The sequence below is a fragment of the Flavobacteriales bacterium genome (assembly GCA_016699575.1).
Taxonomy (GTDB): Bacteria; Bacteroidota; Bacteroidia; order Flavobacteriales_F; family PHOS-HE28; genus PHOS-HE28.
The window spans coordinates 895,299-915,267 of the sequence record CP064979.1; the positions used below are offsets into that span (position 1 = coordinate 895,299).

Here is a 19,969-nt window from a genome sequence, read left to right on the forward strand (position 1 = left end):
GAATGCCTTGGCGGGTCGGCTACATTTGGCGCTTGCCGTTCAGTCCATTGATCCCGATGGCCCACATAACGTTTGCCCCGTAACATGAAGCAACTCTCCGCTCGCGCGCTGTGGACGATGGTCCCCGCCGCATTGCTGGCAACGGCCACCATGGCCCAAAGCACCGCCATTAACACCACTGGCGCGGTAGCCGCAGCTTCGTCCTTGTTGGACATCTCGTCCACGAACCGGGGCTTGCTCATACCCCGCATGACCCAAGCCCAGCGGACGGCGATAGTTGCCCCTAGCGATGGCTTGTGGGTGTACCAGATCCCCAATGCCGGCAATACGCTTCCCAACGGGTTCTGGTACTACGATGCCAGCGCTCCCGATGCCGGCTGGTACCGGATGAGCAGCGGATCGGGGTGGTTGTTGGCCGGTAATTCGGGCACCAACCCGGTAACGAACTACCTGGGCACGACGGACAACGTGCCGCTGGTGATCGCCACCAACGATGTGGAGCGTATGCGGTTGTTCCACAACACGGCGCCTACACCCGCCTCGTTCCTGGGCATCAACAACCCCGCACCCGTCGAAGCACTATCCGTGACCGGCGGTATCCACTTGGGCACCGGCGCTGCGCCCGGCAGTCTCACCACCACCCCAGGTGTCATCCGTTACAATCCCGCTCCCACCCTGCCAGCGCCGTTCCCGGCCATGAACCCGGTGATCCCTTACCACGAGGGAGGCGCTTCCTATACGTATGGCGTGCTACCTGCCGTCAACACCATGGAAAGGCTTGAAAATGCCTTCCTGGAGGTGAACGACGGAAACTATCCCGGCAGTGTATTGCAATGCGGCAGCGGTTCTGCGGAAACCCCGAACAACGGTGGTATCAGCAACGCGGGCGGACCGAACTTCAATGACACCCCCTTCCCGACCAGCGTAGGTCGTGGCTCCAAGTTCCAGTACATCTTCACGGCTGTCGAACTCACTGCCATGGGCTTGTGCCCTGGCTTCATCACCGAGTTGGCTTTCCGCCCGGTGCAGGACGACAACAACTTCCCGGGCCCTCCGGTCTCCTCCGCCAGCATTGGCTTGGAAATTCGAATGAGGAACGTTGTGGGTCCGGTGAACCTCGCGGCCGGATACGACCTTACCCTCAGCCAATCCGCATCCTTGAACGGTGTAGGCGGTCAGACCATTCTTGTGGCCAGTGGTCTTCTGCCCGTACCGCTGACCACACCGTTCAACTGGACGGGCGGCGACCTGATGATCGATCTGAGCTACACCCGCGCACCGCAGGTGGGTATCAGCCCTGCGGTCCAGGTGAACACCGGCTTCGCCAACTGTTCCCGTTGGGGCTGGTTCGGCACGCCGGTTCCGGGTAACACCATCCACACCTCGGCCGCGGCTGGTTTTACAGTGGTGCCTGCCGCTCAAACCGGCTCACATGGCGAACGTCCTGTTACCCGGTTCACGGGGCAGGCCCAGGTGCCGGTGCCCACAGTGCTGCAGGGCGATTATGTGCAGTACAGCGGTGGTTTGCTGGTCGGCTCAGCCGCTTGGGCCAGCACGCCTGGCGTCTTCCAAGGGCCGGGGGTGGTGCGTGCCGAAGTGGCCTGCTATGACGGTAACGTGCAATTGAGCGACCACATTTTCGACCGTTACTTTGATGGTGCCGCCAAAACGGGCGAAGGCCATCTGGCCGGTTCACTGACGCCCTTGGATGAGCTGGAAGGCTACCTGGCGGCCGAACGGCATTTGCCCAGTATGCCCAGCAGGCACCAGTGGGAATCGCGGGGGCCGAGCAGTTTGGGTGAACTATCCACGGGCCTCTGGGAGGCGGTGGAGGAACAAGCCCTGTACATCATTGAACTGAACAACGGCTTGAAAGACCTCGAGACCGCAGCGTTCGGCGAAAAATTGAGCACCACCGAGCTCGCCGACAGGATCGCCATGGTGCAGGACAGCCCGCGATTGACCTCCGAAGAGAAAGCACGGATCATTGCCGGGTTGCGCGGCGCCCAACGGAACCAGCACAACTGATCCAAACACCTCCACAGCACATGAACAACGCTCTATCGATGACCCGCATGCGCAAGCTGACGCTCATCTCCGGTGTTTTGGCGGGATCAACGTTGCTGGCCCAGACCAACAACGTGGCCATCAACAACAACGGTGCTGCACCCAACACCTACGCCATACTTGATGTGCAGAGCACCGGGAAAGGCGTGTTGATACCGCGCATGACCGATGTGCAGCGCAACGCCATTGCCGCACCGGCGCAAGGCCTTACCGTGTACGTGACCGCACCCGATGCCGAAGAAGGCTTCTGGTACTACGAGGCCGGCGTATGGACCCGCATCAATCCGGGTTCTCCTTGGACCCTTAGCGGCAACGCCACCACCGTACCGGGCACCGGTGTTGGACAGAACTACCTGGGCACTGCCGATGCACAACCGCTGGTGTTCCGCACCAACAACATCGAGCGGGCACGCTTGCTTACCACGGGTGAATTCGGCGTGGGCACCACCACTCCGGTGGAGGAACTGGACGTGAACGGTGCTATCATGCTTTCGGGTACCCAGGCCTCTGCTGTTCCCGTGGCAGGTACCATCCGTTACACGACCTACAGCGCCGTTACCCCCATTGCACCGTTCACGGCCTACAGCCAGACCTACCACGAGGGTAATCTGAACGGCACCAACGTTGGTTTCACCGGTTGGCGCAAACTGGAGAACGATTACACCGAGGTGAAGGGGATGAGCTATGCAGCCTCAGGGTCACCCGTGGCGTGCAATCCAGCACCGGCTAGCGTGGCTTTGGGCACGGCCAACGGAGTTGATGCCACATCGAACATTACCCCGTTCGCGAACAACTCCGCCACAACGCATCGCGTGCGCCATCAGTACCTGTTCAGACCGAGTGAATTGGATGTTGAACTCAACCAGTTGTTCAACAATCCAGCCGCAACCCAAGGTCTATGCGCTGGTGCCCAGGTCGCGAGCATTGGTTTCAACGTTATCGTTAATCCTGGTCAAAAGGCGTGGGCCGGGAGCGTCGCCATCAAGCACAGCAGTTTGAACGCGCTTACCGGCGCGATGGATAACACCGTAGATCCAGCTGGCCGTTGTGTTGCGACTGTCGGTTTACAACCGAGTGCCGGTGTTGGCTGGAAGACGTACACCTTCCCAACTCCTTTCGTTTGGGACGGAATCCGGGGGATCGTTATCGAGGTTTCATTTGCTGGCGGCATTTCTGCCATCGCGAATGCGCAAGTGCAAGTGACCACCAACACCGGCTTCAACTCCACTGCTTATAATCATGGAGCCGCCGGCGGGACATGCAACGGTACGGGTGCTTGTGGGAATGTGCCCGGATTGTGTACGAACAATGGCGTATCGGTCATTCGACCGGTGGTCCAATTCAATACCAACGCCAACGGCGTTAGCACCGCCCCACCTGGTACCACATCCAGCGGCGACTTTGTGAACTATCATGGGGCACTTTTGGTTGAAGGCAATCTCCCTTGGGTGTTGCCGACTGTGCTCAATTGGAGCGCTCAATCCGCGCCCTACTACTCCTTCAAAGGACCCGGCACCATTGCGGCCCAACAAGGCATTTATGACGATGCCGTACGCCTGACCGACCATGTGTTCGACCGCCATTTTGATGGTCGTGTGATGTCTTCCGATGCCGCTGAGCACGGCACTGGCCGCAACCTCAGCATCGGTGAAATGACCGCGCATACACGGACGAAGCGTCACCTGCCCACCATGAAAGGCCGGGCGGATTGGGAGAAAAGTGGCGGCTTTGCCTTGGGCGACGTGACCAACCAGTTGTGGGCCACCACCGAAACACAAGCCTTGTACCTCATCGACCTGCAGGAACGGACCGAGGGGTTGGCCGTGCTTTCCGGCACAGGCCCCATCAGTCCAACGCAATTCGAAGCAGCCAAACAAGCGGTGGCTTCCATGGGCACGCTCACAGAGGCCGAGAAGGCCGTGCTCCTCGACGGTTGCAAGCAACGCATCAGCACCACCACCCGCTAAGACGCACATCCTATGAAGACCACTTCTACACGTCTTTCGCTCCTCGCCACAGGTCTGCTGGCCGTGCTTCCTGCGGTTGCCCAGGTGGGCATCAGCCGGAATGCGGCAGCACCTGCGGTTGACGCCATGCTGGATGTGAACGTCGCCAGCTTGGCCACCAAGTTGGGCATGCTCATTCCGCGCATGACCGACGCTCAGCGAATCGCCATTGCGCCCAACGCCACTGCCGAAGGACTATTGGTCTACCAGACCAACGCGCCTGCGGGCTTCTGGTACTGGGATGGCGCCGTTTGGCTGCCCTTCACCGCTGGTGATGCGTGGGGCTTGTTCGGCAACACCGGCACTCTTCCCGGGACGGACTACGTGGGCACGTTCGACAATACGAACTTCCGCATGAGGACCAATGGCGCTATCGCTGTGCCCCCCGTAGGCGTCACCATCACGGCAGGGGTAACGCCGGGGCGTGTTGGGGTGAACACTGGCACCACCACGGAGATGATGGAAGTGAGCGGTGCGATCCTGCTCAACGGCGGTGCCGTTGGTGCCACGGCGGGCAACCTACGTGGGACGCCCGGGGTGTTCCCGGGCACTACCGTGCACCAAGGGTACTTGGGTGCCCCGTTGAATGCTTGGTATCAATTGGAGAACGTGTTCGGCGAGCGCCGGAACCAGATCTATCAGGTGGTGACCGCAGCCTGCAATTACCCTATTGTTGCCGCGCCGAACCCGGATTTCAGTTCCACCAACCTTGTTGGAGACTACGTAACGATCGGCACTGGCGCTGCTGGTATCAGTTCGGCCACCATCGAAACACCCTATGCGACGTTCTGGGAGGACCACAAGGTGCAGTACCTCTACCGGTCCACGGAATTGCAGGCGGTTATTCCGAACGGCTCGGCTGTGCCCACCAGCATCTGCCCCTTGCCGGAGGTCATTGAGGGTTTGGCTTTCAGGACGGGGTCTGCCGGTGTCCAAGCTTGCGCCGGCGCAGAGATCAAGATGGCCAACACAACGTTGACAACGTTGACAACGTTCGCCGCAGGACCGTTGCAGTTGTGTTGGTCCAGTCCTTCGTACTTGGCCGTCAACGGTTGGAACGTTCACCAGTTCTCCACACCGTTCGGCTGGAACGGCACTGGTAACGTCGTTGTGGAGTTCTGCTTCAACAACAACAACTGGACGAGCAACACCGGTATCTACTTCGACGCCACGGCCTACTCGGGCCTGTTCGGCTCATATTGCGATGCGTGCGGCGCACTTTTCGGGGGATTGTGCAACTTCACTTCATGTCCACCGGGAGCACCGGCGGTTGCTGGTGTTACCTGCACCGGGTACAGTCATACTCCAGGCTGCCAGCACACGGCCGGTATGAACCTGTCAACGTGCGACGGTACCTTCCAGTTCACCGGCCAACAAGGGAACGCGAACAAACACCCGCAGATCCGGTTCTACACGAAGGTCGGCTCTGTAGGAAGCACACCTACGTTGGGCGATTACATCTACACGGGTGGGAACGGTGTGGTGATCGGTACCCCTGCTTACGCTGCAGCAAACTTTAAAGGTCCCGGCACACTGCTTGCGCAGAACCAGGTTTGGGGCGGTACCGTGCTCTTGAGCGACCACGTATTCGATAGCTACTACGACGGCGAGGTACGCGCACAGGACGGTGCAGGTGCACGCAGCTATGCCCACCGTTCCATCGAGGAAGTGGAAGCCTTCGTTAAAACCAACCGCCACTTGCCCACCATTGAAGGACGGGATGCCTGGAACCAGAAAGGCGGCTTCAGCTTGGATGAACTCAACACCCAGCTCTGGGTTACCGTGGAGGAACAAGCCTTGCACATCAAGGAACTGAACGAGCGCATGGAGCTCTTGCAGAAGTACTTGATCGAGAAGCGCTTGGCGGAGCTGAAGAAGAAGTGATCGTAACAGCCTAACCTCTGAGCGGCCCGGTATCCCACCGGGCCGCTCGTATTTTGGCACCATGCTGTCCGTTCGGTTCGCCACTTTGTGCACAGCACTTATGGTGCATGCGATGGGCTTGGCCCAAACACCAGCAGGGGCCACCTGGCACTTCGGCATCGGACTGGGCACCGGTATGAACAGCCAGCTCTACACCTGCTTCCTGGTGAAAGTGCACGAGGAGAAGGTGGTGGACAAGGAGGCCATCACCTCGGACCAATTCATCCTGCAGGCCAAAGGCATGGTGCAGAGCAAGGCCAACCCGGGCAACGAAGACCTTTGGAAGAAACACGGCATCGTGCTGTGCGATACCGCTCAGGTCACCACCGTGCAGGAGCAGATCGATGCTTGCAACCCGATGTCGCACCTGTGGAAGTTGCGTTTCCAGGAGTGGCCCCTCCACGATGGTATCGGTCGTCCGGATGCATCCGGTTGGAGTGAAATGCCCATGCGGCCCAGCGATCGCCAGCTGTTGCTGCTGAGCGAGTTCGGCATAACCCACCCAAGTGATATTTGCTTCGGCGAACCCGCCTTTGCGTTGTTGCGGAGCTTGCGTGATCCCGGTTGGGTGGCCAACTACAAAGGGGGCTTATGAGCACGAACACGACGGAGGGATTGCTGCGGAGGCTTACCGCTGGCGACCGTGCAGCCCTGGCGCAAGCCATCACCTTGGTGGAGAGCCAGGCCGATGCTCAACAAGCGAGCGCTGCGGAACTCGTGAGTGCTGCCCTGGCCGTTGGTGTGCCATCGCTGCGCGTCGGCATCACCGGCATACCGGGTGTGGGGAAAAGCACCCTCATCGACGCGCTCGGACATGCGCTCATCAACCAAGGCCATCGGGTGGCCGTGCTGGCCATTGACCCGAGCAGCGCACGCAGCGGTGGTAGCATCCTTGGCGATAAGACCCGCATGGAGCGGCTGGCCGTGCACGAGGCGGCCTTCGTGCGCCCAACGTCCACGGGCGGCAATCTTGGAGGTGTCGGTCGGCGCACCCGTGAAACGATAGCGCTGTGCGAAGCGGCCGGCTACGACCGTGTTCTTGTGGAAACGGTTGGTGTGGGCCAGAACGAACTTGAGGTGGACCACCTGACCGACCTTAACGTCCTTGTTATGATGCCCGGCACCGGGGACGAGCTGCAAGGGATCAAGCGCGGGATCATGGAAGCGGCCGATATCATCGTGCTGAACAAATCCGATGAGGTGGACCTCGCCGTGCTAACACGCGCGCGCAACGACCTGCAGCAGGCTTTGCATCTTACTCACCCGCGCTTTCATGGCCGGATCGCGAAGGTCCTCACGTGCAGCGCTCTCCTGGGCAAGGGTCTTTCCGAATTGATCGCACATATCGACGTCCTGCACGCGGACCGCTTGGCGGCAGGGCTCTGGCAGCAACGGCGATCGGAGCAACTGCGCGAATGGGTTTGGGCATCAGCCGAGGAGCAATTGCTCAACCAATTCCGCAAGGAACTTTCCATGGACCCGGTCCGGACCGGACTGGAGGTGGATGTGACCTACGGCAGGACCAGCCCCGCAGCTGCAGCGCGATGTTTGGTGGACCGGTTCAGAACATCCGGCGCACCTCCTCGCGAAGAACAATAAGTGCCTCGTCGCTCGGGGTGTGGGACAAGCGGGATGCGGTCTCGAACACGTGCTGGCTCAGCTCGGTACCGGACGCATCCTCGCCAGTTTGCTGGTAGGCGATATTGATGATGCGGATGGTCTCCTCCTTGGCTTGCCGCACCTTCTGCCAAGCGCGATCGCTCACGTAGATCTGCTGGGTGATGTTGTGATCGAACTCCTCCCGCACGGTGGCCGTGAGCTCGCTCTGCAGCATACGGCTCGTCATATTGCTCTTGTGCACCCGCAGCACAAGCGGCCCCGGCTTGATGCGCTCCAAGAACAGCGTGAGGCGTTCATAGGCCTGAAGCCGCACTGGAAGCAGGTTCTTGTGGTCCTCCTTCTTGATCTCGGCCAGTTTCAGGTTATTGGCCTCCGTGGCCCGCCCACCAAGGAACTGCCGGATGAGGTAGAACGCCGTGAGGAACACCACAACACTGGGCAACAGCACCAGCAGCACATTGAAAAGCTTGTCGTCCATCGTTCAAAAAGCTGTTGACGAATATCGGTACGCGATCCTTACAGCCCCGGAACGCGGGAAGGGCTTGGTTAGTTTTGGCCGCCGTTGCCGAAGATCCGACCTTCCGCACGGCCCATGCGAAAGGAATGCACCTCTCCCCGACCGTAACAGGCATTGCCGAGCCGGCCACCCTGCTCATGGCACGCCGCTGCCGCGAGCTCCGCGCCCAAGGCAAGGATGTCATCGACCTCAGCTTGGGCGAACCCGACCACGCCCCGCCTGCCTTCGCCCTGAAGGCAGCCGAGGAAGCCCTGAAAGGCAACTGGCACAAGTACCCGCCCGTGAACGGCTACCAGGACGTGCGTGAGGCGATCGCACGGAAGTTCAAGCGCGACAACGGGCTCGACTACGCCGCCGACCAGATCGTTGTGAGCACGGGCGCCAAGCAGGCCATCATGAACGTGGTGCTGAGCTTGGTGGGCCCGGGCGATGAGGTGGTCATCCCCGCCCCGTTCTGGGTAACGTATGCCGAGCAGGTGAAGCTGGCGGGCGGCAAACCGGTGATCGTGCAGAGCACCTTGGAGGAAGATTGGAAAGCGCCCATCGAGCGGATCGCGGCTGCGATCACACCGCGAACACGCCTGCTCATGTTCAGTAGCCCCTGCAATCCCAGTGGTAGTGTTTTGTCTGCTTCCGAACTACAGGCCTTGGCAGAGGTGGTGGCCAAGCACCCAGAGCTGTACGTGATCAGCGATGAGATCTACGAGCACATCGTGTTCGATGGTACGCACCGCTCTTTCGCCGCCTTGCCGGGCATGTACGAACGCACCATCACCGTTAACGGATTGAGCAAGGCATTTGCGCTCACGGGTTGGCGCGTTGGATACATCGGTGCACCGCAATGGATCGCCAAGGCATGCAACACCGTGCAAGGCCAGTTCACCAGCGGTGCGAACAGTATCGCGCAGCGCGTGGCGTTGGCATGCATGGACGCCGACCCGGCCTTGCTCGCCGGCATGCGCACTGACTTCCTCCGCCGTCGCGATCTTGTGCTGGCCGCCATGAATCAAGTGCCAGGCTGGCGTTGCAACGTGCCACAAGGTGCCTTCTATGTGCTCCCTGATGTGCGCAGCAGCATCAACGGCAAGACGATAAAGAACAGCGTAGACCTCAGCCTTCATTTGCTGGATGCCGCTGGGGTGAGCTTGGTGGAAGGGGACAGCTTCGGCGCGGCCGGCACAGTGCGCATCAGCTACGCGACCAGCGATGCTAACCTGACCGAAGCCATGGCGCGCATATCAAAGGCAGTGTCCGCATTGAACTGACAGGCATGCAGAACGCTGCCCGGCTCATCGATGGCATGAAGGGGCTCACCGCCATGGTGGTAGGCGACGTGATGGTGGACGCCTACCTGTGGGGCAAGGTGGACCGCATCAGCCCGGAGGCGCCCGTGCCCGTGGTGGCCGTCAGCTCGCGCAGCGCGAGACTGGGCGGAGCGGCGAACGTGGCCTTGAACCTGCGTGCGCTTGGAGCTACACCTGTTGTCCTGAGCGCAGTGGGCGACGACGAGAATGCCGCTCTGCTCAAGAGGCTCTTCACCGATGCCGGTCTCACCTCCGAGGGATTGGTGACCACGAAGGATCGGCGCACTACCGTGAAGACGCGCGTGATCAGTGGTCATCAGCACATCGTGCGTGTCGACGAAGAGGATGACGCACCGCTTGCCGATGCGCATGGACAGCAGCTCTTGGAAGCAGCCCGCCGCCTGTTCGCGGCAAAACGCCCGGATGTGCTGGTGTTCGAGGACTACGACAAGGGCGCACTGACCCCAACGACCATTGGGGGGCTGATCGCCTTGGCGAAAGAGCATGGTGTGCCAACAGCGGTCGATCCGAAGAAGCGCAACTTCTTCGAGTACCGAGGAGCGGACCTCTTCAAACCCAACCTGAAGGAGCTGCGCGAAGGATTGAAGATCGACCTGCGCAACGGAGACCTTGCAGCGGTGAAGGCGGCGGTGATCCAGTTGGAAGCGCGACTGGGCAATGCGGTTTCGTTGATCACCCTCAGTGAGCATGGCGTTCATGTGCACGGCAGTGGTGAAGAACATACCCTGCCAGCGCACAAGCGCGAGATCAGCGATGTTAGCGGCGCAGGTGACACCGTGATCGCCGTGGCGGCGTTGTGCCTGGCGCAAAGTGCGGGCCTGCGCGATCTTGCTGAACTGAGCAACCTGGCCGGCGGGCTGGTGTGCGAGCATGTGGGCGTGGTGCCCATCGACAGGGATCAACTGCTCCGCGAAGCGCAACGCCTCGCGGCCGCACCATGAGCGTGACGCCATACGGCACGGACGCCACCAAGCGCGAGCAGGTGGAGCACATGTTCGATGCCATTTCACCCAAGTACGACCTGCTGAACCGCGTGCTCTCCATGGGCGTGGACCAGTCTTGGCGACGCAAGACCATCAAGGCGATCGGCGCCGAGCCGGTGGAGCGCCTGCTGGACGTGGCCACGGGCACTGCCGACATGGCCATCATGGCCGCACGCAGGAACGCCGCCCGTTCCATCGTCGGCGCGGACATCAGCGCGGGCATGCTCGAAGTCGGCAAGAAAAAAGTGAAGTCCGCCGGTCTGGAGGAACGCATCGTTCTGCAGCAGGCCGACAGCGAAGCGCTTCCCTTCACCGACAACACCTTCGACGCGGCTTCGGTGGCCTTCGGAGCGCGCAACTTCCAGGACCTGCGCAAAGGCCTCGCGGACATGTGCCGCGTGCTCCGCCCCGGTGGACGCATCTTCGTACTTGAATTCTCCAAACCTTCGGGGTTGATGAGCCCGTTGTTCCGGTTCTACTTCCACTTCATCATGCCGCTCATCGGCCGGTTGGTGAGCAAGGACAGCGCCGCCTACACCTACCTGCCCAAGAGCGTGGATGCTTTCCCGGACGGTGACGCATTCCTGGCGGTGCTGCGGGCCGCGGGGTTCAGGGAGGTTGCCCAGCGGCGTTTCACTGGAGGCATTGCGACTCTTTACTCAGGAAGGAAATGATCCCGGGCCCCGTGCGTTACTGGCCTAACTTCCCCACCGTGATGCGCTTGTCCCCTGCTTTCCGGAAATTCCTCCTTGCGGGCCTCCTTGCCTTCTCGCTGCACGGCACATACGCCCAAAAGCGCATCATCACGCAGAACCTGCCCAACTTCGATCTGCACCGCTTCCACTTCGGCTTCCTGCTCAGCTACAATACCAGCGACTTCTACATGCGCCTGAAGCCAGGGGCGCTCACGAACGACAGCCTATTGTTCCTCGACCATGTGCGGGCACCGGGCTTCAACCTCGGCATCGTGGGTTCCTTGAACATGGGCAACTATTTCAGCCTGCGCTTCCTCCCCACGCTCAGCTTCCAGGACCGCATCCTCCGCTACGGTTTCCGCAGGGCCGATGGCACCGTGGCCGACTTCGACAAGGCCGTGGAAAGCACCTACCTCGAGTTCCCGTTGCACATCAAATTCCGCAGTGCGCGCATCAACAACTTCGCGGTGTACATGCTGGGCGGTGGCAAGTTCAGCATGGACATGGCCACCAAGAAGGACGTGAACAATGAGATCGATGACGAAGTGGTGGTGAAGCTGGAGAAGTATGATTACAGCGTTGACGTTGGAGCCGGGTGCGACATGTTCCTCCCCTACTTCAAGTTCGGCATCGAGCTGAAACACAGCATCGGACTGGCCAACCTGGCTATCGACGACGGCACACGCTTCAGTGTGCCGATCGAGAGCATCCGCACAAAGGTGTGGGTGCTCACCTTCACCTTCGAGGGCTGAGGACCTGTTCCTGCGTTCTTTGCGGCGGATGCGTTGCACCGTTGATATTGCCCTTTCGCCCGCCGCCGCCAACGACCCGGAGCAAGTGCGGGAAGCAGCTGCCGACGCAGCAGGTGTTGTACTCGCCCAAGTTCCGTGCGCGCGGATCGTGAAACGCAGCATTGATGCCCGCGGCCGGCAGGTGCGATTGCGGCTGCGCGTTGAGGTCGGCGACGAACCGTACACCGACGACGAGATACCGGCACTGGACCTTCCCGACGTGTCGCGCGCAGCCCCGGTCATCATCATCGGTTGTGGACCGGCCGGACTGTTCTGCGCGCTACGGTCCATCCAGCTCGGCCGCCGCCCGATCATTGTGGAACGCGGCAAGGATGTTCGTGCGCGCCGACGTGATCTGGCCGCGATCAACAAGGAGTTCGTTGTGGACCCCGACAGCAATTACTGCTTTGGCGAAGGTGGTGCGGGCACGTACAGTGATGGCAAGCTGTACACCCGGAGCAGCAAACGTGGCGATGTGGCTGGCATCCTGCGGACCCTGGTTTCGTACGGGGCCTCACCGGATATCCTTGTCGACGCGCATCCTCACATCGGCACCAATAAGCTGCCGGGCATCATCACCGCCATGCGTGAGTCCATCCTTGCGGCGGGCGGCGAGGTGCGTTTCGGTCATCGCGTCACCGACCTGCTCGTGCGCGATGGTGCGATCAGAGGAGTGCAATGCTCGGACGGCACCGAATTGCTCGCTGAGCATGTGGTATTGGCAACCGGCCATAGTGCCCGCGACATCTTCACGCTGCTGCAACGCAAAGGCATCCGCATCGAAGCGAAACTGTTCGCCATGGGTGTGCGCATCGAACACCCGCAGCACATCATCGATCGCATCCAGTACCACTGCGATGTGCGCGACCCTCTTCTGCCGCCCGCCAGCTACAGCCTTGTGCAACAAGTGAACGACCTGGGCGTGTACAGCTTCTGCATGTGCCCGGGCGGCATCATAGCGCCGTGCGCCACGGCCCAGGACGAAGTGGTGACCAACGGCTGGAGCCCGAGCAAGCGCAACAATCCATACGCTAACAGTGGTATGGTGACCACGGTGGACCCGGCGAATGCCGATCACCGCACCCCCGGCCCCTCTCCAAAGAAGAGGGGAGGAATACCTGCCGAGCTCCAGGGAATGGCATACCAACGCGATGTGGAGCACGCAGCATGGATCGCCGGAGGACGAACGCAACAAGCCCCCGCGCAACGCATGGAGGATTTCATCGGCGGGCGCGCATCCGCCGACCTTCCGGATTGCAGCTACCCACCGGGCATTGTGCCCTTTCGCATTGACCAACTGCTGCCCAAGGACGTTTCGTTCCGCTTGCGCGAAGCATTGAAACGGTCGGGCGGCACCATGCGCGGATATCGAACCAACGAGGCTGTGGTAGTGGCCGTGGAAAGCCGGACGAGTTCCCCCGTGCGTATACCCCGCGACCCCGCCAGCCTGCAACACGTGGAAGTCAAAGGCCTCTACCCGTGCGGCGAAGGTGCTGGCTACGCCGGTGGCATCGTCAGCGCGGCAATGGATGGATGGAAAGTCGCGGAAGCCCTGTGCGCTGTGGCTGTCAGCGACTAACGGAGCTTTGCTGTCAGCCAATGGATCGCCTTGCGAACTCCATGCACAGTGCTGCAGCGGCTGTAGCTACGTTCAGGGACTCCGCACCGCCGAATTGCGGAATGGCAACGACCGCAGAAGCGCACGCTTTCACCTCAGGCGATAGGCCGTGTGATTCGCTACCCAGTACAAGAACGGCCGGACGTTGAAGATCAGCAGAGAACACATTGGCCCCATCGCCATCCGCGAGGTAGATGTGCGCGCCTGCTGAAGACCAAGCACGCAAGCACACGGCCAGTTCATCGTAGCGCACCTGCACGCGCAGGATACTGCCCATGCTCGCCTGCACGCACTTCGGGTTGAAGACTTCCACGGTGCCCTTGCTGCACAGCACACGCTTCACCCCGAAGCGATCGGCAATGCGCAGGATGGTGCCCAGGTTCCCGGGGTCGGTAATGCGATCAACGGCCAATACGAGTTCCTCGTTCGCGGGCGCCTTGTCGGACGCCTCAGGCAAGAAGGGCAGCGCGGCCACCACCTCGTTGCCTGTCTCAAAGGTGCCGAGCTTCTCCAGTTCGTGGTCAGGCAGTACCTCGAACCCTACGCCGGCATGTTTTGCCAGCGGGGCCAAGGCACCGGCCGCACCGGCCGTTGCGAAAACGGCCCGAGGCTTGAACGGTGAAGACAGCAGCTCCGAAACCATCTTATGACCCTGCACCAGGAACAGGCCCAATTCTTCGCGCCCCTTCTTGGAGCGCAGGGCACGCAGCTGTTTGCGTTCGGCCGGGGTGGTCAAGGAGCGCGGATATATTTGGCCGTGCCCCACGAACGCCGGGCAGGCGGGCCGAAAGTAGCCTGCACGTTGCGCCGAGCGCGCCGCGCCCTTGTCCCTCTCCCAGCCCTGTTCCTGGGCTTGCTGCTCTTGGTCTCCTGCGATCCGGCCAAGCGTGTGCCCACCGGCCGCCACCTGCTCACGAAGAACACTGTTGTGGCGCATGGCGATGTGGACAAGGACGAACTCAAGGGCATCATCAAGCAGAAGCCCAACAAAAAGATCCTGGGCATGCGGTTCCACCTCGGTGTCTTCAACATGGTGGACACGGTGAAGATGAACCGTGGCATCAAGGAGAAAACCGCGCGTATCGATAGCATCAATGCTCAGCGGAAACGTGAAGGGCCCGATGGGCGCAATGCCAAGCCTTATCGCAAGACATGGCGTGAATGGTTGCGTGAAACCGTTGGCGAGCCCCCGGTCATCCTCGACACGAGCCTCACCGCGCGCAGCAGTGCACAAATGCGCTTGTACATGCGGAAGGAGGGTTACTTCCACGCCACCGTAAAGGACACAACGCTCCTGCACAAGCCGAACGGGAAACCGTTCCGGCACAGGAAGGCCAAGGTGGTGTACACCGTGGAGCCCGGGCGGCCGTACACCGTTTGCGAGACGGACTTCGCTGTGGATGATCCCCGCATCAGGGAGTACATCCGCGAAACATGGGGCGAAAGCCTGCTGCGCACCGGTATGCGCATGGATGCTGACGTGGTGGATGCTGAACGCAAGCGCGTCACGGACTGGTTGAACGAACTCGGCTACCTGTACTTCACGCGTGATCTCCTCACCGTGGATGCCGACACCACGGTAGGCATTTTGCAGGCCGACCTGCTCTTGCGCGCCGCACGGCCTTACACGAAAACCGGGCGCAACCTTGCGGGTACGCCGCAGGGCACCGTGTACTGGCTTGAAGACGTCGTCGTGGACCTGAGCGGCCCAGCAAGACAACGTGTACGCAGACCAGGAGCCGGACAAGACGGTTCGTCTGTTTGGACCTACGTTGACAAGGCGCCTGCCGACACGCTGCTTTACGAAGGCTGGACCTTCCTCTATCGTGGCAAGCCTCCAATAAGGCCGAAGTCCCTAGTGCGCCACTTGTTCCTGCGGCCGGAGGAACGGTTCAAGCGCAGCAACGAGGACAACACCTACCGGCGGCTCACCAGCCTGCGCGTATTCGACCGTGTTGATGTCCGTTACGACACGCTGTCCGTCGGTGCACGCGACCGTGTGGATGCACGCCTGACCTTGTTGCCAACGCGCACGCAGGGCTTCTCGATCGAAGGCGCCGGAACGAACCGCGGCGGCTTCCTGGGCACGAGCTTGAGCCTGAACTACAAACACCGCAACGTGGCCCGCACCATGGGCCAGTTGACCGCCACGTTCACCTTGGGCCTTGAAGCCCAGCAGAGCATTACCGGGCAGGAGGCCAACACCGACCAGACGAGCACCGCAGTGGGCCGCGATGTGCTCTTCAACACAGTGGAGATCGGGCCTGAGGTGAACTACAAACTACCCCGACCCCTTTTGCTGCAGCGGGTTTTCGGGCCAGGTGCCAACGCCCGTACATCGTTCACCGTGGCCTACAACTACCAACGGCGGCCTGACTACACGAGAGCCGTTGCAAAGTTGTCGCTCGGTCAGGAGTGGTTCGATCGCCCAACCATCCAAGTTGGGGCGTTCATCGATGTCAACCTCGTTACCATCCCCTACCGGTCGCCTGCGTTCCAGAATTACCTGCAACAAGCGAACGACCCCATCCTCACGGATGGCTACACCGACCACTTGGTGCTTCCGCTGCGCATCACGAACGTTTGGACCAGCCGCATCGGACTCGTGGACAACAGCCAGCTCTTCAACCGGTTCAACTTCGAATGGGCAGGCACCCCGTTGCGCGCGATCGATGAACTGGTCCAAGCGCCCGTGGCAACGGACACCACCGGCAACTCCTTCTTCACGCTCTTCGACATCCGCTATGCCGAGTTCTTGAAGTGGGATGAGGACTTCCGCTATCACTACCGCCTGCACGACAAGAGCAGTCTGGCTTTCCGCATTGCCGGTGGAGTGGGCTGGCCGTTCGGCAATTTGGGCGTGCTTCCGTTCGAAAGCAGCTTCTTCGTGGGCGGTGCCAACGGATTGCGGGCGTGGCGCGCGCGGTCATTGGGGCCCGGCAGCTACCGGCAGCCGCTCGATGCATTCGATCGTGTAGGAGAAGTGAGGATCGAAGCCAACGCCGAGTACCGGTTCAAGCTCATCGACTTCCTTGAAGGTGCACTGTTCGCTGACCTTGGCAATATCTGGTTGCTGGACGAAGACCCGAACAAACCAGGTGCTGCCATCAGCAACCAATGGCTCAACGAACTGGCCGTGGGAACGGGCATCGGAGCGCGCCTCAACTTCGATTTCTTCATCATCCGCTTCGATCTCGGCCTGCAGACCAAAGACCCCAGCCTGCCCAAAGGCGAACGTTGGATCTTTGAACCGAAGGATGAATACGAAGCTTGGCGGAATTCCCTTGGCGGCACGGAGCCCTACTCTTACAAGCCCAAGGTGAACTTCAATTTGGGGATAGGCTATCCGTTCTAAGTGCCAAGGTCCAAGTTTCAAGTGCCAAGATCCAAAGCGGGAACCACCTCACTGCAGCAAACTTGAACCCTGTGAATTGGAACTTGGGCTTTGACACTTGCCCTCGTCCGCTTGTCCCTCCCCAGCCCATCCGACTAAGTTTGCCGCCGCAATTGAAACATGCACATGGAGACCCTCAAGACCGGAAAGCTGGAAGAGCTGTTGGGCGCTGAAGCCGATGCGCTGCTGAACCACACCTGCAAGGCCATCGACAAGAAGCAACTGAACCTGCCCGGCCCGGACTTCGTGGACCGCTGTTTCGCCCCCAGCAACCGCACTCCCCAAGTACTGCGGAACATGCAGGCTCTTTACGGTACGGGCCGCCTCGCGAACACCGGCTACATGAGCATCCTGCCGGTGGACCAGGGCATTGAGCACAGCGGTGGCGCCAGCTTCGCTCCCAATCCCATCTACTTCGATGGTGACAAGATCGTTGAACTGGCCATCGAGGGCGGTTGCAACGCAGTTGCCAGCACTTACGGTGTGCTCGCCAGCGTAAGCCGCAAGTACGCGCACAAGATCCCTTTCGTGGTGAAGATCAACCACAACGAACTGATGACCTACCCCAACCAGTTCGACCAAGTGCTTTTCGGCACGGTGAAGAGCGCATGGGAAATGGGTGCTGCGGCCGTGGGTGCCACCATCTACTTCGGCAGTGATAACAGCACACGGCAGATCACGGAGATCGCCAACGCCTTCCAGCAAGCGCACGAACTGGGCATGGCCACCATCCTGTGGTGCTACCTGCGCAGCCCCGGTTTCAAAGTGGACGGCAAGGACTACCACACAGCCGCCGATCTCACAGGCCAAGCCAACCACTTGGGCGTCACCATCCAGGCCGACATCATCAAGCAAAAACTGCCCGAAGTGAACGGCGGTTACAACGCGCTCAACGGTTACGGCAAGACGCACAAGAAGGTGTACAGCGACCTCACCACGGACAATCCCATCGACCTGTGCCGCTACCAGGTGGCCAACTGCTACATGGGCCGCATCGGCCTCATCAACAGCGGTGGTGCCAGCAGCGGTGCCAGCGACATGGCCGAAGCTGTAAAAACGGCCGTGATCAACAAACGCGCAGGTGGCCAAGGCCTTATCAGCGGTCGCAAAGCCTTCCAACGCCCCATGAACGAAGGTGTGGCGCTTTTGAACGCCATCCAGGACGTTTACCTGGACAAGAAAGTGACCATCGCTTGAACAGAAAATCAGAAAGATGAAAGCTGAAAGCTGAAAACGGGGGTGCAAGACCCTTCGGCTTCCAGCTTTCTTCATTCAACTTTCAGCCTTCATCTTTACCCCATGGGCTGGTTCACACGCGTCAAGGAAGGCATCACCACCGCCACCGAGGAGAAGAAGGAAACCCCGGAGGGCCTGTGGTACAAGTGCCCGGAGTGCTCGGAGATCATGACCAGCGAAGACCACGAGAACGCCTTGTGGGTCTGCGCCAAGTGCAACTACCACGAGAAGATCGGCAGCGAGGAGTACTTCGCCATCCTCTTCGACAACAACAAATTCACCGAGATCGGCGCCGACCTGATGGCCGGTGACCCGCTGAAGTTCGAGGACACCAAGAAATACGCCGACCGTCTGAAGAAGAGCCAGGCGGATAGCGGACTGAAGGACGCCCTTCGCGCTGCCTACGGCAAGGTGGACAAGCACGAGGCCGTCGTCGCCTGTATGGACTTCCGGTTCATCGGTGGCAGTATGGGGAGTGTGGTGGGTGAGAAGATCGCGATGGCCGCCGATGTGGCCCTGAAGCGCAAGAGCCCCTTGGTCATCATCAGCAAAAGCGGCGGTGCCCGCATGATGGAGGCCGGCTTCAGCTTGATGCAGATGGCCAAGACCAGCGCGAAGCTCACCCTGTTGGCCAAAAAAGGCATCCCCTACATCAGCGTGGTCACCGACCCCACGACCGGGGGGGTTACTGCCAGCTTCGCCATGCTGGGCGACCTGAACATTGCCGAACCGAAGGCCTTGGTGGCCTTTGCGGGCCCCCGCGTCGTCCGGGAAACCATTGGCCGCGACCTGCCCGAAGGCTTCCAGACCAGCGAATTCCTGCTGGAGCACGGATTCTTGGACAAGATCGTGGAGCGCAAGGACCTGAAAAAAACGCTGGCGGCTTTCTTCGGGTTCTTCAAGAGCTAGATAGCGAGTTCAGTTTGGTATGCGGGGTCCCTGGGAGCGAACCTTAGTTCTACCAGGAACATTTCGATGTGCTGTTCTTTCTTGATCTCGGCGTGAAGGAGGAGAAGGCGGCGGAGGCGGCCTAGCGACTGACAAGCCTGATGAACATGGAGGGCCCTGGCTAATGGCCGGGGCGTGCTGCATTTGGTGCGGGACAGATCATGCGAAAGGGCGCGAGGTGCAGAAGCCCCAGAATCTGGTGTAGCTAGGCATGATTACCGAGGCACACCAATACAGGCTGAGCATCGAACATCTCGATGGGCCTTTGTGCTGAACGACTACTTTCAGCCGTCGGAAGAGAAAGGCATGGGATGATACACACGACAAGCCTATTTGTTAGACGGGGTAGAGCCCCTTGCATGATGGCTCATTCGGCAATCAGCCGAGCGCGTGCGCCGCGCCACAGCCAAGCTGATGCAGTGGAGGCCAACACCCTGTACGCGATCGCCAGCCAGTGCCCCATGGTAGGCGGCAATGCGGTGTACCGCGCACGGGCATTGTATTCCTTGGTGGATGACGAGGAAGAGTTCGACGATCCGGCCATTTGCTTGCAACAAGGCATCATTGTGCGCAGTGCCGACGAGGACGGCGGCAATGTGGTGCAAGTGCTGCCGAACCCGGCGACGGATGAAGCCACGCTGATCTACCAACTGGATGAGGGCGCCACGGGAGAATTCATCATCCGTGATGCAATGGGCCGCGCGATCGCACGGCACAACGTGGGTAGCGAGCAAAACCGGTTCGCGTTCTCAACAACTCAGCTGGCTGCGGGACTCTACCACTTCGTGCTCATAGTGGATGACGAGCAGGTGGGTGATGGGAAGTTGACCATCGTTCGCTGATCGG

General features: G+C 60.5%; 16 protein-coding genes. 14 read left to right on the forward strand and 2 right to left on the reverse strand.

Features of this window, described 5'->3' with window-relative positions; translation table 11 throughout:
• The first annotated feature begins 84 nt into the window (after positions 1-84).
• From IPJ76_03780 to meaB, 5 genes are all read left to right on the forward strand, one after another.
• A complete protein-coding gene (locus IPJ76_03780) occupies positions 85-2,028 on the forward strand; it encodes a hypothetical protein (protein ID QQR87354.1) in 1,944 nt (647 codons plus the stop codon).
• Between the two features lie 47 nt (positions 2,029-2,075).
• A complete protein-coding gene (locus IPJ76_03785) occupies positions 2,076-4,034 on the forward strand; it encodes a hypothetical protein (protein QQR87355.1) in 1,959 nt (652 codons plus the stop codon).
• A gap of 12 nt (positions 4,035-4,046) precedes the next feature.
• A complete protein-coding gene (locus tag IPJ76_03790) occupies positions 4,047-5,957 on the forward strand; it encodes a hypothetical protein (GenBank protein QQR87356.1) in 1,911 nt (636 codons plus the stop codon).
• Positions 5,958-6,018: 61 nt separating this feature from the next.
• Complete coding sequence (locus IPJ76_03795) at positions 6,019-6,591, forward strand: hypothetical protein (GenBank protein QQR87357.1); 573 nt, start codon at positions 6,019-6,021, stop codon at positions 6,589-6,591.
• Positions 6,588-7,595, forward strand: coding sequence for a methylmalonyl Co-A mutase-associated GTPase MeaB (gene meaB, locus IPJ76_03800; GenBank protein ID QQR87358.1), 1,008 nt, complete (start codon positions 6,588-6,590; stop codon positions 7,593-7,595). The genes IPJ76_03795 and meaB overlap by 4 nt, the downstream gene beginning before the upstream one ends.
• Here meaB and IPJ76_03805 read toward each other — a convergent pair.
• The gene (locus IPJ76_03805; protein ID QQR87359.1) at positions 7,558-8,094 is read right to left on the reverse strand and encodes a hypothetical protein; all 537 of its coding nucleotides are present in this window, start codon (positions 8,092-8,094) and stop codon (positions 7,558-7,560) included. The two genes, meaB and IPJ76_03805, sit on opposite strands and share 38 nt — an antisense overlap.
• A 125-nt stretch (positions 8,095-8,219) precedes the next feature.
• Between IPJ76_03805 and IPJ76_03810 the strand changes: the two genes are divergently transcribed.
• From IPJ76_03810 to IPJ76_03830, 5 genes are read left to right on the forward strand one after another with little or no spacing between them, the layout of a single operon-like run.
• Positions 8,220-9,398, forward strand: coding sequence for a pyridoxal phosphate-dependent aminotransferase (locus IPJ76_03810; protein QQR87360.1), 1,179 nt, complete (start codon positions 8,220-8,222; stop codon positions 9,396-9,398).
• 5 nt (positions 9,399-9,403) lie between these two features.
• On the forward strand, positions 9,404-10,399 hold the full coding sequence (locus IPJ76_03815; GenBank protein QQR87361.1) for a D-glycero-beta-D-manno-heptose-7-phosphate kinase: 996 nt from the start codon (positions 9,404-9,406) through the stop codon (positions 10,397-10,399).
• The gene (gene ubiE, locus IPJ76_03820; protein QQR87362.1) at positions 10,396-11,115 is read left to right on the forward strand and encodes a bifunctional demethylmenaquinone methyltransferase/2-methoxy-6-polyprenyl-1,4-benzoquinol methylase UbiE; all 720 of its coding nucleotides are present in this window, start codon (positions 10,396-10,398) and stop codon (positions 11,113-11,115) included. The genes IPJ76_03815 and ubiE overlap by 4 nt, the downstream gene beginning before the upstream one ends.
• 41 nt (positions 11,116-11,156) lie before the next feature.
• A complete protein-coding gene (locus tag IPJ76_03825; GenBank protein ID QQR87363.1) occupies positions 11,157-11,888 on the forward strand; it encodes a PorT family protein in 732 nt (243 codons plus the stop codon).
• A 28-nt stretch (positions 11,889-11,916) separates the two neighbouring features.
• Entirely contained in the window at positions 11,917-13,506 is a 1,590-nt protein-coding gene (locus tag IPJ76_03830; protein ID QQR87364.1) for an FAD-binding protein, read from the forward strand.
• 13 nt (positions 13,507-13,519) lie between these two features.
• Here the strand turns inward: IPJ76_03830 and IPJ76_03835 are convergent, their stop codons facing one another.
• Positions 13,520-14,281: an RNA methyltransferase gene (locus IPJ76_03835; protein ID QQR87365.1), complete on the reverse strand. Its 762-nt coding sequence runs from the start codon at positions 14,279-14,281 to the stop codon at positions 13,520-13,522.
• A 21-nt stretch (positions 14,282-14,302) separates the two neighbouring features.
• Between IPJ76_03835 and IPJ76_03840 the strand changes: the two genes are divergently transcribed.
• From IPJ76_03840 to IPJ76_03855, 4 genes are all read left to right on the forward strand, one after another.
• A complete protein-coding gene (locus IPJ76_03840) occupies positions 14,303-16,900 on the forward strand; it encodes a BamA/TamA family outer membrane protein (protein QQR87366.1) in 2,598 nt (865 codons plus the stop codon).
• A gap of 159 nt (positions 16,901-17,059) precedes the next feature.
• Complete coding sequence (locus tag IPJ76_03845) at positions 17,060-18,136, forward strand: class I fructose-bisphosphate aldolase (protein ID QQR87367.1); 1,077 nt, start codon at positions 17,060-17,062, stop codon at positions 18,134-18,136.
• Positions 18,137-18,238: 102 nt separating this feature from the next.
• Complete coding sequence (locus IPJ76_03850; GenBank protein ID QQR87368.1) at positions 18,239-19,084, forward strand: acetyl-CoA carboxylase carboxyltransferase subunit beta; 846 nt, start codon at positions 18,239-18,241, stop codon at positions 19,082-19,084.
• Between the two features lie 458 nt (positions 19,085-19,542).
• Complete coding sequence (locus IPJ76_03855) at positions 19,543-19,965, forward strand: hypothetical protein (GenBank protein ID QQR87369.1); 423 nt, start codon at positions 19,543-19,545, stop codon at positions 19,963-19,965.
• Positions 19,966-19,969 lie beyond the last annotated feature (4 nt).

Coding starts and splice junctions, on each gene's coding strand:
- IPJ76_03815 (QQR87361.1), top strand. CDS start 9,404: ATGCAGAACGCTGCCCGGCTCATCGATGGCATGAAGGGGCTCACCGCC.
- IPJ76_03845 (QQR87367.1), top strand. CDS start 17,060: ATGCACATGGAGACCCTCAAGACCGGAAAGCTGGAAGAGCTGTTGGGC.
- ubiE (QQR87362.1), top strand. CDS start 10,396: ATGAGCGTGACGCCATACGGCACGGACGCCACCAAGCGCGAGCAGGTG.
- IPJ76_03850 (QQR87368.1), top strand. CDS start 18,239: ATGGGCTGGTTCACACGCGTCAAGGAAGGCATCACCACCGCCACCGAG.
- IPJ76_03795 (QQR87357.1), top strand. CDS start 6,019: ATGCTGTCCGTTCGGTTCGCCACTTTGTGCACAGCACTTATGGTGCAT.
- IPJ76_03830 (QQR87364.1), top strand. CDS start 11,917: ATGCGTTGCACCGTTGATATTGCCCTTTCGCCCGCCGCCGCCAACGAC.
- IPJ76_03790 (QQR87356.1), top strand. CDS start 4,047: ATGAAGACCACTTCTACACGTCTTTCGCTCCTCGCCACAGGTCTGCTG.
- IPJ76_03785 (QQR87355.1), top strand. CDS start 2,076: ATGCGCAAGCTGACGCTCATCTCCGGTGTTTTGGCGGGATCAACGTTG.
- IPJ76_03810 (QQR87360.1), top strand. CDS start 8,220: ATGCACCTCTCCCCGACCGTAACAGGCATTGCCGAGCCGGCCACCCTG.
- IPJ76_03805 (QQR87359.1), bottom strand. CDS start 8,094: ATGGACGACAAGCTTTTCAATGTGCTGCTGGTGCTGTTGCCCAGTGTT.
- IPJ76_03825 (QQR87363.1), top strand. CDS start 11,157: ATGCGCTTGTCCCCTGCTTTCCGGAAATTCCTCCTTGCGGGCCTCCTT.
- IPJ76_03780 (QQR87354.1), top strand. CDS start 85: ATGAAGCAACTCTCCGCTCGCGCGCTGTGGACGATGGTCCCCGCCGCA.
- meaB (QQR87358.1), top strand. CDS start 6,588: ATGAGCACGAACACGACGGAGGGATTGCTGCGGAGGCTTACCGCTGGC.